The following is a 15,577-nucleotide window of genomic DNA, read 5'->3' as shown; positions in this document are numbered from 1 at the left end:
CTCAGCGGTCGGCGGCGCCGCCCCGCATGGCGAGCGCCATGTGCCGGGACATCACGTCGACCAACCGCGCCTCCGCCATCGAGAAGGCCAGCCGCGCACCGCTCCGGAACAGCGTGAGGACCCCCTCCACCGGGCCCTGCGGGTGGGCGGTCAGCGGCACGCACAGCAGCGACGTGACCTCGGCGCGGATCAGCACGTGCGCGCCGGACGCGTCCCTGCCGAAGGCGTCCGGGTCCTCCGGGCGCACCTGAAGCGACGCCGCCCCGCCGCGTGCCGCCTCCACGACGAGGGGGGACGCGGCGGGGTCCTGCGCCAGCACGTCGGCGACCGGTCCGTCCGGCGTTCCGAGAACCGTCGTGCGCCGCAGCCGCGCCGCACCCTCGTCGGCGATCACCCAGTCGGCGAACCGCCCGTGCAGGACCGCCGCCGCCCGTTCGAGGACGGCCGCACGGTCCCCGGCCTGCGTGGTCAGCAGCGCCGACGCCATGGCGTCCATGAGGTCGAGCTGCGCCGCGTGCCGCGTCGCCTCGCCGAGGTCGGGGGCCGGGCCCGGCGCGCTCGGGCCCCGCCGCACCCGGTCCGCCGCGGGCTGCAGCACGACGAGGACCGCCATGCGCGGCTCGGCGCCCGGCCGCAGCGCCGTGAGGGTCGCGCGCACCGGCGTGCCGGGGCTCTGCTGGAGGTGGACGTTCAGGCTGCGGTCGCCCTCGCCGCGGGCGACCGCCGCGGTCTGCGAACGGAACGCGACCCGGTCCGCGTGCATCAGGAACCCGGTCAGCGGCCGGCCCGTCGCGTATCCCGCGCGCACCCCGGTCAGGCCCGTCGCGGCGAAGTTCATGCGGCGGACCACGGTCTCCCTGTCGACCAGCGCGACCGGCAGCGGCAGCCGCTGGAACAGGGACCGCAGCAACCGCTGCTCGTCCCGGTCCGACGCGGTGTCGTCCCACCGGCCGTTGACGGCGAGCCGCTGGTACGTGGGCCACAACTGGTCGGCCACGTGATCGAGTTCGAAGAGCGCCGCGTCGAGCACGGTGCTGAGGTCGCCCGCGGGAACGGACCTGGCGGACTTCAACTCCGCTATGCGGCGCACAAAATCCGCGAGCTCTTCACCGAACTCCTCCATTTGAGACATGCGTCGAACCTATCCGCTGCGGCAGTTTCCCGAAGGCCTTGAAGGGAAGCCGAAGGACAGAGGAGGAACACGTCATGGCGCCCATGCCCGACCCGGACCTGCTTCGACCCGAGTCATCCCTGCCCGGCCGCAGGCTCTCCGAACTCGCCGAGCGAGCGGTTCGCTGCACCCCGGCCTGCTGCGGTGCGAGCACGACGGTCTCCGACGGCGGCGACGAGCGCCCCACCGCGGTCACCCACCCCGACCTCGCCGGGCTCGTCTCGGTGCAGCTGAACTCGGGCGACGGGCCCATCCCCGCCGCCGAGGAGCGGGGCGCACCGGTCGGCGCCGACGATCTGCTGCGGGACGAGCGATGGCCCGAGTACCGCGCGATGGCCCTCGACTCCGGCGTCCGCTCCAGCGTCACCCTGCCCTTCCGGCGCGGCGGACTCACGGTCACCCTGAGCCTCTTCAGCTTCCGCCCCGGAGCGCTCGACGACCCCGGCCACGGACCCGCCCAGGCGCTCGGCGACCTCGCCACGACGAGCTTCGTGCGCGACCGGCACTACCGCGCCGCGCTGACCGAACTGGACCAGCTGGGCACGGCCATGCGGACGCGGCCCGTCGTGGACCAGGCGTCCGGGATCGTCATGCACGTCCTGGGGTGCGACGCGGAGGCCGCGTTCGGCGTGCTGCGGCGGATATCCCAGACCACCAACAGGAAGCTCGCGGACGTCGCGGCCGCGCTGGTCGAGACGAAGGGCCGCGGCCTGGAACGTGAGCTGGTCTCGCTGGCCCGCTGAGCGCGACGGCGGAGAACGGTAGAAACATGGGCCCGAACCGGGGTGGACGACCGGTTCGGGCCTTCCGCGTGCGCCCCGGGCCGCTCACCCGGGCGGAGGCCAGGGCGGGCGCGGCGGAGGGCGCCGCGCTGTGATGGACACGTACGGCGATGTCCCGGCGCTGTCCCGCCGCGTGCTGGATTCACACCCCCGCGACGGGGCATGACCAGGACAGAGGTACGCGAGTGCACGGAGGTACGGATGCGGCGGACGGACACGGAGGGCCGCGGACCCGTCCGCTACGGGCCGCACCCGCCGGAGCCTGGCCTCCCGGTGCTGCCCGAGCTGGCGGCGGCCGCCGCCGCGGCAGCGGGCCGCTCCCCGTGCGAGCCCGCCGGCGGCGGTCCCGTGCTCCTCGACGCCGCGTGCGGCTACTGGACCCGGCGCGGCCTGCCCGTGGAGCGCGACCGGACCGTCGCCGCCCCCGGCGCCCCGCCCCTCCTGCTCGCCCTCACCGCGGCCCTCGGCGGCGACGTCCTGCTGCCCCGCCCCTGCGCCGCCTGGTGGGCGCCCCAGGCGCGGCTGCTCGGCCGCGGCGTCTACCACGTGCCGACGCCCGCCGAATGCGGCGGCGTCCCCGATCCGTACGCCCTCCTGGAGACCGTCCGCCGGGTCCGCGCCGAGGGCGGCACACCCCGGCTCCTCGTGCTCTCCGTGGCCGACGACCCGACCGCCACCGTCCCGCCCCCGGAAGTGCTCCACGAGACCGTCGAGGCGGCCGTCGGCGAAGGCCTGCACATCGTCAGTGACGAGACCTGGCGCGACACCCTGCACGAGCCGCACGACACCGTCCTGATCGGACCCGCCGAGATGGACCACGAACGGGTGACCGTCCTCACCGACCTGACCGGCGCGTTCCTTCCCCCGGCACTGCCCGCCGCCGTCGCCCGCTTCCCCGCGACCCCGGAAGGCGCCGCCCTGCGCGCCCGCACCCTGGACGTCCTCACCGCGCTCGGCGCGACCCTCGCCGCCCCCGCGGCGGCCGCCGCCTCGTACGCACTCGGCGAACCGGACGAGATCACCGACCGGCTCACCGCCACCGTCCGGCTGCACGCGCGCGTGGCCGCCGCCGCGCAGCGCGCCCTCCTCGCCGCCGGCGCCCTCACCAGGCCCCCGCAGGCGGGCCGCCACCTCTACGCCGACCTGGGCCCTCTGCGGTCCGCGCTCGCCGCGCGGGGCGTCGGCGACGCGCAGGACCTGGAGGACTTCCTCACCGACCGGCTCGGCATGCCCGCACCGGGCGGCCACCGCTTCGGCGACGACATCGACGCCCTGCGCGTACGGCTGTCCACGGGACCACTCCTCGGCTCCGCCCCCGCGGAACGCCTGGCCGCCCTCACCGCCCCCGACCCCCTGGCCCTGCCGCACGTGAAAAGAGCGCTCAACACCTTCGGATCGGCCTTCGAAGACCTCCGCGCGGCAGACCGGCGAATGGAGCCGCCTCGATGACCCAGCAGGCCCAGCGAGCCCAAGAGCACCACGGCCCTTCCCGGCACCGGACGCCCCACACAGGCCGGCTGTCCGACACCCCCGCCCCGCCCGGCGGCCCGCGCGTGTGGCCGAGGTCGTTCGCCGACCGGCTGACCGCGCCGCTGCCCGGGCTGCGGGGACTTGCCCGGTTCGCCCGGGAGAGTGCGCTGCGGCCGCGGCCCGAAGGGCTCGCCGATATTCCGCGGCTTCCCTTCGAGCCCGGGCCGCTGCCGGACGTCGACTCCCGTACCGTCGCCGTCACCTGGGCCGGGCACGCCAGCTGGGTCATCCGGATCGGTGGGCTCACCGTCCTCACCGACCCCGTCTGGTCGAGGAAGATCCTCGGTACTCCGGCCCGGGTCACGCCCGTCGGCGTCGCCTGGAGCGCGTTGCCGCGCGTCGACGCGGTCGTCATCAGCCACAACCACTACGACCACCTGGACTGGCCGACCCTGAAGAGGCTCCCCAGGGACACCCCCGTCTACGTGCCCGCGGGGCTCGGCCGCTGGTTCACCCGGCGCCGCTTCGCCGACGTCACCGAGCTCGACTGGTGGGAGGGCGCCGAACTCGGCGGGGTGCGCCTGGACTTCGTGCCCGCGCACCACTGGTCCAAGCGGAGCCTCCTCGACACGTGCCGCACGCTGTGGGGCGGCTGGGTGCTCACGGACGCGCAGGGGCAGCGGGTCTACTTCGCGGGTGACACCGGGTACGGCCACTGGTTCGAGCGGATCGGCGCCCGCTACCCCGGCATCGACCTCGCCCTCCTGCCGATCGGCGCGTACGACCCGCGATGGTGGCTGCGCGACGTGCACTGCGACCCGGAGGAGGCGGTGCGCGCGGCGGCCGACCTGGGGGCGCGCCGCATGGCCCCCATGCACTGGGGCACCTTCCTGCTCTCCGCCGAGCCGGTCCTCGAACCGCTCACCCGGGTGCGCGCGGCGTGGGAGAGGACGGGGCGGCCGCGCGAGGACCTGTGGGACCTGCCGGTGGGTGCCTCACGGGTCCTCACCGGACGACGGCCTGAGCGGTGGCCTAGGGCGTGTCTTTCGGATCGGCCCGGGCCCACGACGCCTGGCACGGCGCCTCGCGGCGTTGTCGCATCACCCACCGACACCCGGTCCGCGGGCGATGCTCCGCCTTGCGATGCACCGCACCGGACGCCGCGGGCTGTCCGGACCGATCCAAAAGACACGCCCTAGGCGGTGGCGCGGCGCACCTTGCGCCACAGCGACGGCGCCACACTGATCAGCACCGTCAGTGCCACCGCCACCGCCACGCCCTCCCACGGCTCCTTGAAGAGGGACCCGCCGAGGATGCCGATCAGCTGGTACGTCACCGCCCACGCGAGGCACGCCGGCACGTCCCCGCGCGCGAACTGACGCAGCGGCATCTTCGCCATCAGGCACGCCAGCATCACCGGGATGCGGCCCGCCGGGACGAGCCGCGACAGTACGAGGACCATCACCCCGTGGTCCGCCAGCTTGGCCTGCGCCTGCGCGAGCCGCTCCTCCGGCGCCCGGTCACGGATCGCCGCCAGCCAGCGCGAACCGTTCTTCGAGCGCATGCCGCGCCGCCCGAGCCAGTACAGGGCCATGTCCCCGAGGAACGCCGCGAGCGCCGCGACGCCGAAGACCACCAGCAGCGCGAACGGCGCCGTCTGGTGGAAGGCCACCACCGCCGCCGAACTGACCAGCGCGCCCGTCGGCACCACCGGGACCAGCGCGCCGATCACCACGAGGAGGAACAGCGACGGATAGCCGACCGCCTGCTGCGTGCTCTCCGGCGTCACCTGGACCGCCGCGGCCAGCATCACCTGGACACCTCCGGCCGCACGCTCTGCCCGTGCGCGAGCCGGTGCACGGCCACCTCGGGGGCGAGCCGGGCCGCCTGCCGCACGAACTCGTGGCCCGGCGCGTGGAATTCGTGCGGACGGACGGCGTCCATGCCTATGGGCCAGTACGTGCCGTAGTGCACGGGGACCGCGCTGCGCGGCGCGATCCGGGCGAGGGCCTCGGCGGCGCGGCCCGGGTCGAGGTGGCCGTGGCCGAGGTAGGGCCCCCAGCCGCCGACGGGCAGCAGCGCCACGTCGACGGGGCCCACCTCCTCGGCCATCCCGTCGAAAAGACCGGTGTCCCCGGCGAAGTACGTGCGCGCCTCACCGTCCACCACATAGCCGAGGGCGGGCGACCGGTGCGGGCCGACGGGCAGCCGCCGCCCGTCGTGCAGCGCGGACACCACCCGTACGACGAGGTCGCCGACCGGGACCTCGTCACCGGGCACGACCTCGGTGAAGCGCAGGTTCGGCAGCCTGCGGGCCAGGCCCGGCACCGACCGCGCCGTCCCGCGCGGGACCAGCGCCCGGGTGCCGGGCGCGAGCCGGGCGAGCGACGGTACATGCAGATGGTCGGCGTGCAGATGCGAAAGGAGCACGACGTCGGCGAGGGCGGCGTGCGGCGGCGGCAGTGCGCCCCTGCGGCGCCGCAGATGCGCCAGACGGCGGGCGAAGAGCGGGTCGGTCAGTACGCGGACGCCCGAGTCCTCGACCGTGCAAGTGGCGTGACCCCACCATGTGACCTCGACGGGCACCCGGTTCCTCCTTCGTGCGACTGTCTCCGAGCCTACGGCCAGGAGTAGGGTCAGCGGCTGAGACCGAAGGTCAGGGGGACGCCGTGGGAGATGCCGTGGGCACCGCCGCCGTGCGCGTCGCGGCGATCGCCAGCCTGACGCCCCTGGAGGAGCTGGAGGCCGACCCCTTCCTGGTCGACTCCCGCAGCCAGCACGCGATGTGCGCGCGCTGGGCCGCCGCTCAGGGGTACGTGGTCACCCGGGAACTCGTCGTGCGAGGGCTGCGCGCCGACCACGCCATGCTGTGGGGCGACATCGAGGCGGGCCTCGTCGACCTCTTCGTCGTGCCGAGCCGCAGGGTCCTGGAGCGGGCCCTCAGGTCCGCGGACGAGTTCACCGCGGAGTGCGGGCGGCGGGGCGTGCGGATCGAGACGGCGGGCCTCGCCGAACCGGCGTACGACTCCCAGATGAAGGCGAGCGTGCACCGCAGACTGTCCATGCCGACGGCGGGATACGACGGCCGCTGACAACCACCCCCACCCCCACAGTGAGCCCCCTGAGCGCAGGTTGTGACACGCTGGTGGCCGAAATCCGGGGTTGGTGAAAGGGCTGGGCGTGGGGCAAGGGCGATGGCGGCGGGCCGGCAGCGCTCTGTGGCGTGTGGTCGCCGTGTGGGCCGTCAGCACCCTGACGATGCTCGTGCTCGCCGGCCTCCTGCCGGACTTCAAGCTGCAGTCCGGCGACGACGACAGCGCCACCCGTATCGCGGTCACCGCCGCCCTCGGCGCCGGCGCCTTCGGGCTGCTCTCCGCGCTGGTGTGGCCCCTGCTGGTCCGCGCCCTGCTGCTCGTGCCCGCACTCGTGCTCGGGCTGCTCGCGTTCTTCCTCAACGGGTCGCTGCTGCTGCTCGCCCTGAGCCTCATCCCGGAGGGCCGCGGCGAGGCGGGGGCGGAGACCGCCGTCGTCGTCGCCGCGGTGATGTCCGCCGTCGCCTCGGCCACCGGCGGCGCCCTCGCCGTGCGGGACGACGACGCCTACCGGCGCAGGCTGTACCGGCTCGCGGACCGGCGTCGCAGGCGCGGCCCCGACGGGAACCCGGGGCCCGCCGGCCCCGGCACCGTCTTCATCCAGCTCGACGGCGTCGGCCACGACGTCCTCACGGCCGCCGTCGCCGAGGGGCTCATGCCCACCGTCGCCCGCTGGCTCGGCGACACGGGACCCGCCACCCACCGGCTCACGCCCTGGCGCACCGACTGGTCCAGCCAGACCGGCGCCAGCCAGCTCGGCATCCTGCACGGCTCCAACCACGACGTGCCCGCGTTCCGGTGGTACGAGAAGGACACCGGCGAGGTCATGGTGAGCAACCGGCCCGCCTCCGCCGTCGAGCTGCAGCGGCGGGCCGTCGCGCGCACCGGGGACGGCGGACTCCTCACCGTCGACGGCGCGAGCCGCGGCAACCTCTTCAGCGGCGGCGCCGAGCAGCTCGCCCTCGTCCTGTCCGTGGCGGCCCGGCGGGGCAAGGGGAACCGGTCGCGGGCCGGGTACTTCGCGTACTTCTCCGACCCGGCCAACGCCGTCCGCACCGCCCTCTCCTTCGTCGCCGAGGTCTTCCGGGAGATCGGCGAGTCCACCCGCGCCCGCTTCAGGAAGACCCGCCCGCGGGTGAGCCGCGGCGGCCTCTACCCGTTCATCCGCGCCTTCGCGACCGTCGTCGAGCGCGACGTCGTGGTCGCCGCCGTCCTCGGCGACATGCTCGCCGGACGCAGCGCGGTCTACGCCGACCTCGTCGCGTACGACGAAGTGGCGCACCACTCCGGGCCGGCGGGGAAGGGCGTCGAGAAGGTCCTGCGGCGGCTCGACCGGTCGCTCGCGCTGCTCGACCAGGTCGCCGAGCACGCGCCGCGCGCCTACCGGATCGTGGTCCTCTCCGACCACGGGCAGAGCCCCGGCGAGACGTTCCGCGCCCGCTACGGCCTCACCCTCGCCGACCTGGTCCGGGCCGGCTGCGGGCTGCCCGTGCCGCGCAGGGCGCAGCGCACGCACAGCGGCGCGGAGGCCCGTTCGGCCGTGCGGGCCGCGCTGCGCCGACCCGTCGAGGAGAGCGCGGAGGAGCGCCGTCCGGTCCGCCGCGCCGAGCCGATCGTGCTGGCCTCCGGCAACCTCGGGCTCGTCTCGTTCCCCGATGTGCGGCACCGCATGACCCGCGAGGAGATCGACCGCCGCCATCCGGCGCTGCTGCCCACCCTCGCCAACCACCCGGGCATCGGCTTCCTGCTCGTACGCAGCGCGGAGCGGGGCCCGGTCGTGCTGGGGGCGCGGGGTGCCGAGGTGTATCTGGACGAGGAGCCCGCCGAGCTCGGGCCGCTCGCCGACTTCGGGCCCGGCGCCGCGGAGGCCGTGCGGCGCACCGACGGCTTTCCGCACGCCGCCGACATCATGGTCAACTCCTGGTACGACCCGGAGGAGGGCGAGGTGCTCGCCTTCGAGGAGCAGATCGGCTCGCACGGCGGGCTCGGCGGGGCGCAGTCCCGGCCGTTCCTGCTGTCGCCGCTCGTGCTCTCGGAGCCGTTGCCGGACGACGGGGAGCTGGTCGGCGCCGAGCAGGTCCACCACGTGCTGCGACGCTGGCTGGGGGAGGCCCACGGGCCGCAGATACCCGTCGCCGTCGAGGTGAACGATTCTTTGTTCGACACCCCGGACGACACAGCTTTTGCGGCCCCCGACCACGCCGCGCCGGACAAAACACACTGATTTGGATCGGCGTCCGCGGTGCCCGACCATGTCTTGCGCCCGGCGATCCCGGGCGCCGGGCACGACGAGAGGCGCACCACCCCATGCACGACACCGGAACCGTTGCACCGTCGGATCCGGCCCCCGACCAGGGAGAACCGGCGCAGGCGCCGAGCAAGCACGCCCGCCGCTTCGGCCTTCCGATCGCCACCTGCCTCGTCATGGGGAACATCATCGGCGGCGGCATCTTCCTGCTCCCGGCCTCCGTCGCCCCGTTCGGCACCATCAGCCTGGTCGCCTTCGCCGTGCTGACCGCGGGGGCCATCGCCCTCGCCCTCGTCTTCGGCCGGCTCGCCGAGCGCGACCCGCGCACCGGCGGCCCGTACGTCTACGCCCGCGCGGCCTTCGGCGACTTCGCGGGCTTCCTGGCCGCCTGGTCGTACTGGATCACCACCTGGGTGAGCAACGCGGCCCTCGCCGTCGCCGCCGTGGGGTACCTGGACGTCCTCATGCCCGTCAACGACCACAAGTGGACGGCCTGCCTGGCCGCGCTGGTCCTGCAACTCCTGCCCGCCCTCGCGAACTTCGCGGGCACGCGGTACGTGGGGGCCGTCCAGCTGGTCGCCACCGTCCTGAAGTTCCTGCCGTTGCTGCTCGTCGCGGTCGGCGGCCTCTTCTTCTTCGACAGCGCCAACCTCGGGGCGTTCCAGGCGAGCGACGACAGCCCGCTGGGCGCCGTCTCGGCGGCCGCCGCGATCCTGCTCTTCTCCTACCTGGGCGTCGAGTCGGCCGCCGTCAGCGCCGGCGAGGTCCGCGACCCGCGGCGCAACGTCGGACGCGCCACCATCCTCGGCACCCTCGGCGCCGCCCTCGTCTACCTGCTCGGCACCCTCGCCGTCTTCGGGACGGTCGCGCACGACAAGCTGGTCTCCTCCACCGCGCCGTTCTCGGACGCCGTCGACGTGATGTTCGGCGGCTCCTGGGGCGGCACCGCGGTCGCCTGCGCCGCGCTGGTCTCGATGGTCGGCGCCCTCAACGGCTGGACGCTGCTCAGCGCACAGACGCCGTACGCGGCCGCCCAGGACGGGCTCTTCCCGAGCGCGTTCGGGAAGAAGAAGCGCGGCGTGCCGACCGTCGGCGTCCTCGTCACCGTCGTCCTCGCCTCGCTGCTGACCGTCTACAACTACACGGCGGGCTCCGGCGGCGTCTTCGAGTCGCTCGTCCTGATCACCACGTTCACGGCGACCGTGCCCTACCTCCTCGCCACCGCCGCGCAGATCTACTTCCTGGTCTCCGGGCAGCGCGAGCGCGTCCACCGCGGCCGTCTTGCGCGGGACGGGGTCCTCGCGGGCGTCGCGTTCGCGTTCTCCATGTGGCTGGTCGCCGGGTCCGGCTACGCGGCCGTCTACCAGGGCGTGCTGTTCCTCTTCGTCGGTGTGCTCGTCTACGCGTGGATGGCGGCCCGCAAGCAGCGGGCCGCCACCGTGAACCACTGAGCGGGTTACCTCGCCAGCGGCGCGACGACCCAGCGGCGTGTCTTGAACATGCCGCCCTGCGAGCCGATCTCGATCAGCTTGCGGGCCGCGGGGTACGCCTCGTTGCCCTCCAGCTCATAGCCGACCTCGAAGGTGCCGGGGACGTCACTGACCTGAGGCGCGCGGGTCGCCGCGGCGGCCTGCGCCGGGTCGTCGGCGGTGACCGTCGCGAGCTGCGCGAGGAGCTTGCGCTGCGCCGCGTCGAGCGCCTTGCGCGGGTCGCGCTCCAGCGGCGCCGCCGTGGCCCTGCCGCCCTTGGGCGGCGGCGGCGCGACCTCGGTGCTCGGCTCGCGCGTGATGCCGGTGGCCCGGCGGGTGGCGATCTGCGCCTGGACGGCGGTGCCGTCATTGTCGAGACCGACGCGGATCAGGCCGCGCCCCGGCGTGATGACGGGCACGCCGTCGAAGACCTGCCGGAACGTCACATGCGTCTGCAGGGTCACCGGGCGCCCGACCTCGGAGCCGTCCTTCGTCCCGGAGTTCTGCATCAGGTCGTGCACGCTGTCGACGACCAGCTCGGCGCCCTCGGCGTACCGCTCGGCGACCGTGCGGGCCGCCTCGATGGCGCGTTCGGTGGGCAGCTGCTGGGTGTTGCGGTGGTTGGGCTCGGCGAGCCTGACCCAGCGGATGGCCTCGGGGCCGGTGGAGATGATGCGGTCCCCGGAGGTCGCGTTGAGCACGCCGAGCTCGTCGACCTGCACCTCCTGCAGCGCCGCCGACGGGAAGTCGGCCACCTGTCCGAGCTTGCTGAGTTCGGCGCCCGGGTCGCGGGGCGCCAGCTGGACGATCTGCTGCTGCCCGGGCAGCTGGGTGAGCGGCTCCCTGACGCCTTCGCGCGCGTAGTACCAGCGCCACGCGTACCAGTTGTCCGGCACGTGCTCGCGGAAGAAGTTCCGCTCGGTGTTGAGGCGGTTGGTGGCCTCGGCCTGGGTGGCGCCGACCGCGCACACCGACGGCGCCTGGCCGTGGTGGATGTCCCAGCTGGCGTTGAGCCAGGCGTCGCAGAACGTCTGCCCGGCCCGCCACTTCTCCCAGAACTTCTTGCCGTAGTCCGGGCTGTCGATGCTGACGGTCTCGAACCCGAAGATCATCCGGAAGCCGATGTTGGGCCCGGCCCAGGTGCGGATCGGCGAGTGCCCGCCGGTGACCTTCAGCGAGTCGCAGGTGGACCAGAAGACGTAGTTGGCCTTCTCGTTGCCGAGCGCCATGCGGTTGGAGACGGCGTCGCTGCGCCCGTCCCAGGCGGCGCCGAGCGGCGCGAAAAACACGCCGTTGCCGTCCATGCCGCCGTGACCCGAGTGGTAGACGGCGACGACGGCGTCCATGCCGTACCGGTCCTGCCAGTTGTCGTACGTCTCCTCGTACGCCCACACCTGCGCGCCGCCGTCGGCGAACCAGAAGTTGCGGTCGTAGAACTGCTGGAGGTACGCCAGCCAGCCGGTGGCGTCGCCGTGCGTGTGGTAGAGCGGCGACTGGTTGACGAACTTCTGGATGCTGAAGGCCCCCCACCAGCCGAAGGTCGAGTCCCGGTCACCCGCGGCTCCGGGCTTCTCCGGTTCGAGCGGTGACGGACCGCGGTCCGAGTAGTTGATGCGCATGGCCATACCCCCTGAGAGGATCTCCTCGCCGTCGTCCGCGAGGGGGCCTCAAAGTGTCACCGCGGGCCCGCCTTGCCCAGTTGCCATTCAGGCCATAGGACCCCCGCCACGCGCCTGTTCCCGCACCTCAGAGGCCCCCTGTGGCGCGGCGGCCCGCACAACGTGTTCGTATCGGGCGACGCGCACCTGCACACCCTGCTCGAACACCTCCCGGGTGCGGCAGGGCGCCGGGCGGCTCGTATCCGTCGTGGCGACATCGCGTCGGTCGCTTTTCGGCCCGGCATACCGTGCACTCCAATGTCACTGGTGAGAAGCGGAGTTGCCCATGTACGGCGCAGGGGATCGGATCGACACCTCGACGGCACATTCGGCGCGGGTCTACGACTACATCCTGGGCGGCAAGGACCACTACCTTGTCGACGTCGAGGCGGGCGACGCCATGTGCAGGCACTGGCCGGCGCTGCCCGTGCACATGCTGGAGAACCGGCGGTTCATGCACCGTGCCGGGCGGTTCCTCGCCCAGGAGCACGGTGTACGGCAGTTCCTCGACATCGGCACCGGCCTGCCCACCGCCCCCAACCTGCACGAGGTGGTGCAGGGCGTGGCGCCGGAGTCCCGCGTGGTCTACGTCGACAACGACCCGATCGTCCTGGCCCACGCCCGCGCCCTGCTGCAGAGCGCGCCGGAGGGCGCGACCGCCTACGTCGACGCCGACATGCACGATCCGGACGCCATCCTGGACAGCGCCGAGTTCCGCGCCCTGGTGGACCTGGACGAGCCGGTCGGCCTGATGGTCATCGGCATACTGCACTTCATCCTGCCGCCGGACGACCTGCGCCTCGTGCGGCGCCTGCTGGAACCGCTCCCGTCGGGCAGCTTCCTGGCCATGACGATCGGCACCGCCGACTTCGTGCCGGAGGAGGTCGGCCGCGTGGCCGAGGAGTACGAGCGGCAGGGCATGCCCATGGCGCTCCGCGACCTCCCGGCCGCCACCGCCCTGTTCGACGGCCTGGAACTCCTCGATCCGGGCGTCACCCAGGTGCACAAGTGGCGTCCCGGCCCCCTCCAGGACGGCATCGACGACGGCGCCATCGCGATGTACGGGGCGGTGGCCCGGAAGCCCTGAGCGGGCCGCTTCGGCCATCGCACGCCCCGCGTGGCCACCGCACGCCCCGTTTTCGTCCCGAGTGTGATCGGATGGTGGCAACGGAAAATCCGATCACGGATCCGCACTGAAGGGAACTGCATCGTGGCTACCACTCGCTCCGCGCACACCGTCTGGGAAGGCTCTCTGGCGGAGGGCTCGGGCACCGTCACCTTCGACTCCTCCGGCATCGGGGAGCAGGCGGTGTCCTGGCCGTCGCGCGCCGAGGAGGCGAACGGCAAGACCAGCCCGGAGGAGCTCATCGCCGCCGCGCACTCCAGCTGCTTCTCCATGGCGCTGTCGCACACCCTGACCGGCGCCGGCAACCCGCCCACCCGGCTCACCACCTCCGCCGACGTGACCCTGCAGCCCGGTACGGGCATCACCGGCATCCACCTCACCGTCGAGGGCGTCGTGCCGGGCATCGACGAGGCCGCCTTCGTCGAGGCCGCCGAGAAGGCCAAGGACGGCTGCCCGGTGAGCCAGGCCCTGACGGGCACGACCATCACGCTTTCGGCCAAGCTGGCCTGACAAAGCCGCAGTTGACAGTGCCGTCACCCCTGTCGGGGTGGCGGCATTGTCGCGTACGGCATTGACATCAGCCCGCTCAAGTTTTGTGATGGAGAACGGAGTAGACCGGGAAGCGGGGGATGTGAGCTCGCGGCGGAAGGGACTGGACCATGGCACGTGCGGTCGGGATCGATCTCGGGACGACGAACTCAGTGGTGGCCGTGCTGGAGGGCGGTGAGCCCACCGTCGTCGCCAACGCGGAGGGCGCGCGCACCACACCCTCCGTCGTCGCCTTCGCGAAGAACGGCGACGTCCTGGTGGGCGAGGTCGCCAAGCGGCAGGCGGTCACCAACGTGGAGCGCACCGCGCGCTCCGTCAAGCGCCACATGGGCGTCAGCGGCTGGCACTTCCCGGAGAGCGGCTCCGTGGACGGCACCCGCTACACCGCGCAGGAGCTCTCCGCGCGCGTCCTGCAGAAGCTGAAGCGCGACGCCGAGTCCTATCTCGGCGAGGACGTCACCGACGCGGTGGTCACCGTGCCCGCGTACTTCGACGACACCCAGCGCCAGGCCACCAAGGAGGCCGGCGAGATCGCCGGGCTCAACGTCCTGCGCATCATCAACGAACCGACAGCGGCAGCCCTCGCCTACGGCCTCGACAAGGGCGACGACCAGACCGTCCTCGTCTTCGACCTCGGCGGCGGCACCTTCGACGTCTCGCTCCTGGAGATGGGCGAGGGCGTCATCGAGGTGAAGGCCACCAACGGCGACACGCAGCTCGGCGGCGACGACTGGGACCAGCGGATCGTCGAATACCTCGTGCGGCAGTTCAAGAACGGGCACGGCGTGGACCTCGGCAAGGACAAGATGGCGCTCCAACGCCTGCGCGAGGGCGCGGAGAAGGCGAAGATCGAGCTGTCCTCGTCGAGCGAGACGGACATCAACCTGCCCTACATCACGGCCTCCGCAGACGGCCCCCTCCACTTGGCCGAGAAACTGACGCGCGCTCAGTTCCAGGAGCTGACCGCCGACTTGCTCGACCGCTGCAAGGAACCCTTCCACCAGGCGGTGAAGGATGCGGGCGTCAAGCTCTCCGCCGTGGACCACGTGATCCTGGTGGGCGGCTCCACGCGGATGCCCGCGGTCACGGACCTGGTCAGGGAGCTCACCGGCAAGGACCCGCACAAGGGCGTCAACCCCGACGAGGTGGTGGCGCTCGGCGCGGCACTGCAGGCCGGGGTGATCCGCGGGGACGTCAAGGACGTGCTCCTGCTCGACGTGACGCCGTTGTCCCTCGGCATCGAGACCAAGGGCGGCATCATGACGAAGCTCATCGAGCGCAACACCACCATTCCCACCCGGCGTTCGGAGACCTTCTCCACCGCCGAGGACAACCAGCCATCGGTCGGCATCCAGGTCTTCCAGGGCGAGCGGGAGATCGCCGCGTACAACAAGAAACTCGGCGTCTTCGACCTGACAGGGCTGCCGCCCGCGCCGCGCGGCGTCCCCAAGATCGAGGTCACCTTCGACATCGACGCCAACGGAATCATGCACGTCTCGGCGAAGGACCAGGCCACGGGGCGCGAGCAGCGCATGACGGTGACCGGCGGTTCCGCGCTGCCGAAGGACGACATCAACCGCATGGTGCGGGAGGCCGAGGAGCACGCGGAGGAGGACCGCAAACGCCGTGAGGCGGCGGAGGTCCGCAACCAGGCGGAGCAGCTCGTCTACCAGACGGAGCGGTTCCTCCGCGAGAACGGCGAGCGGATACCGGCGGACACGAAGACCGAAGTGGAGGCGGCATCGGCCGAGTTGAAGGATCTCCTGAAGAACCGGGCCGACGACACGACGGCCCTGCGCACCGGCGCGGAGAAGCTGGCCGCGGTCAGCCAGAAGATGGGCCAGGCGATGTACGAGACGCCCGGCGGAGGCACCGCCCAGGAGGCGAAGGGCCCGGAGGCCACCGGCGAGGACGGCGACAGCGTGGTGGACGCCGAGATCGTCGACGAGGACGACCGGAACGACGACCGGAAACAGGGCGGCACCCCGTAAGCGGCACGGGGGCGGGCGGGC

At 73.0% G+C, this 15,577-nt stretch carries 13 protein-coding genes; 9 read left to right on the top strand and 4 right to left on the bottom strand.

The genetic code is table 11. The features are described from left to right. Position 1 precedes the first annotated feature (1 nt). On the bottom strand, positions 2-1,132 hold the full coding sequence (locus AB0H82_RS15890; RefSeq protein WP_362992946.1) for a PAS domain-containing protein: 1,131 nt from the start codon (positions 1,130-1,132) through the stop codon (positions 2-4). Positions 1,133-1,215: 83 nt separating this feature from the next. Between AB0H82_RS15890 and AB0H82_RS15885 the strand changes: the two genes are divergently transcribed. From AB0H82_RS15885 to AB0H82_RS15875, 3 genes are all read left to right on the top strand, one after another. After that, complete coding sequence (locus AB0H82_RS15885) at positions 1,216-1,914, top strand: ANTAR domain-containing protein (RefSeq protein WP_362993120.1); 699 nt, start codon at positions 1,216-1,218, stop codon at positions 1,912-1,914. Between the two features lie 240 nt (positions 1,915-2,154). Next, on the top strand, positions 2,155-3,402 hold the full coding sequence (locus AB0H82_RS15880) for an aminotransferase class I/II-fold pyridoxal phosphate-dependent enzyme (protein ID WP_362993118.1): 1,248 nt from the start codon (positions 2,155-2,157) through the stop codon (positions 3,400-3,402). After that, positions 3,399-4,622 carry an MBL fold metallo-hydrolase gene (locus tag AB0H82_RS15875; RefSeq protein ID WP_362992944.1) on the top strand — a complete coding sequence of 408 codons (1,224 nt, stop codon included), beginning with the start codon at positions 3,399-3,401 and terminating at the stop codon, positions 4,620-4,622. Before AB0H82_RS15880 ends, AB0H82_RS15875 begins: the two co-directional genes overlap by 4 nt. On the opposite strand, the gene AB0H82_RS15870 is transcribed toward AB0H82_RS15875, so the two are convergent. Together AB0H82_RS15870 and AB0H82_RS15865 are read right to left on the bottom strand one after the other, a co-directional pair. Next, a complete protein-coding gene (locus AB0H82_RS15870; protein WP_362992942.1) occupies positions 4,619-5,233 on the bottom strand; it encodes a VTT domain-containing protein in 615 nt (204 codons plus the stop codon). The genes AB0H82_RS15875 and AB0H82_RS15870 overlap by 4 nt on opposite strands. Then, entirely contained in the window at positions 5,233-6,009 is a 777-nt protein-coding gene (locus AB0H82_RS15865) for an MBL fold metallo-hydrolase (RefSeq protein ID WP_362992940.1), read from the bottom strand. Before AB0H82_RS15865 ends, AB0H82_RS15870 begins: the two co-directional genes overlap by 1 nt. Before the next feature lie 83 nt (positions 6,010-6,092). Here AB0H82_RS15865 and AB0H82_RS15860 point away from each other — a divergent pair, with 83 nt between their 5' ends. From AB0H82_RS15860 to AB0H82_RS15850, 3 genes are all read left to right on the top strand, one after another. Beyond that, a complete protein-coding gene (locus AB0H82_RS15860) occupies positions 6,093-6,515 on the top strand; it encodes a hypothetical protein (protein WP_362992938.1) in 423 nt (140 codons plus the stop codon). Positions 6,516-6,603: 88 nt separating this feature from the next. Continuing rightward, a complete protein-coding gene (locus tag AB0H82_RS15855; protein WP_362992937.1) occupies positions 6,604-8,739 on the top strand; it encodes a phage holin family protein in 2,136 nt (711 codons plus the stop codon). An 83-nt stretch (positions 8,740-8,822) separates the two neighbouring features. Further along, the gene (locus AB0H82_RS15850) at positions 8,823-10,214 is read left to right on the top strand and encodes an amino acid permease (RefSeq protein WP_362992936.1); all 1,392 of its coding nucleotides are present in this window, start codon (positions 8,823-8,825) and stop codon (positions 10,212-10,214) included. 5 nt (positions 10,215-10,219) lie between these two features. On the opposite strand, the gene AB0H82_RS15845 is transcribed toward AB0H82_RS15850, so the two are convergent. Beyond that, on the bottom strand, positions 10,220-11,857 hold the full coding sequence (locus tag AB0H82_RS15845) for a DUF6345 domain-containing protein (protein WP_362992934.1): 1,638 nt from the start codon (positions 11,855-11,857) through the stop codon (positions 10,220-10,222). A 319-nt stretch (positions 11,858-12,176) separates the two neighbouring features. On the opposite strand from AB0H82_RS15845, the gene AB0H82_RS15840 reads away from it, so the two are divergent. The 3 genes from AB0H82_RS15840 (at position 12,177) to dnaK (ending at position 15,556) form a co-directional block, all read left to right on the top strand. Then, positions 12,177-12,977 (top strand): SAM-dependent methyltransferase, encoded by an 801-nt coding sequence (locus AB0H82_RS15840; protein ID WP_362992932.1) that lies wholly within the window; start codon positions 12,177-12,179, stop codon positions 12,975-12,977. Positions 12,978-13,100: 123 nt separating this feature from the next. After that, on the top strand, positions 13,101-13,526 hold the full coding sequence (locus AB0H82_RS15835; protein WP_362992930.1) for an OsmC family protein: 426 nt from the start codon (positions 13,101-13,103) through the stop codon (positions 13,524-13,526). Between the two features lie 149 nt (positions 13,527-13,675). Beyond that, on the top strand, positions 13,676-15,556 hold the full coding sequence (dnaK, locus tag AB0H82_RS15830) for a molecular chaperone DnaK (RefSeq protein ID WP_362992928.1): 1,881 nt from the start codon (positions 13,676-13,678) through the stop codon (positions 15,554-15,556). Positions 15,557-15,577 lie beyond the last annotated feature (21 nt).

The organism is Streptomyces sp. NPDC050732, assembly GCF_040654255.1.
Lineage (GTDB): Bacteria > Actinomycetota > Actinomycetes > Streptomycetales > Streptomycetaceae > Streptomyces.
Note: the sequence above shows the minus strand (reverse complement) of the source record. Positions and strands in the feature narration are given on the sequence as shown.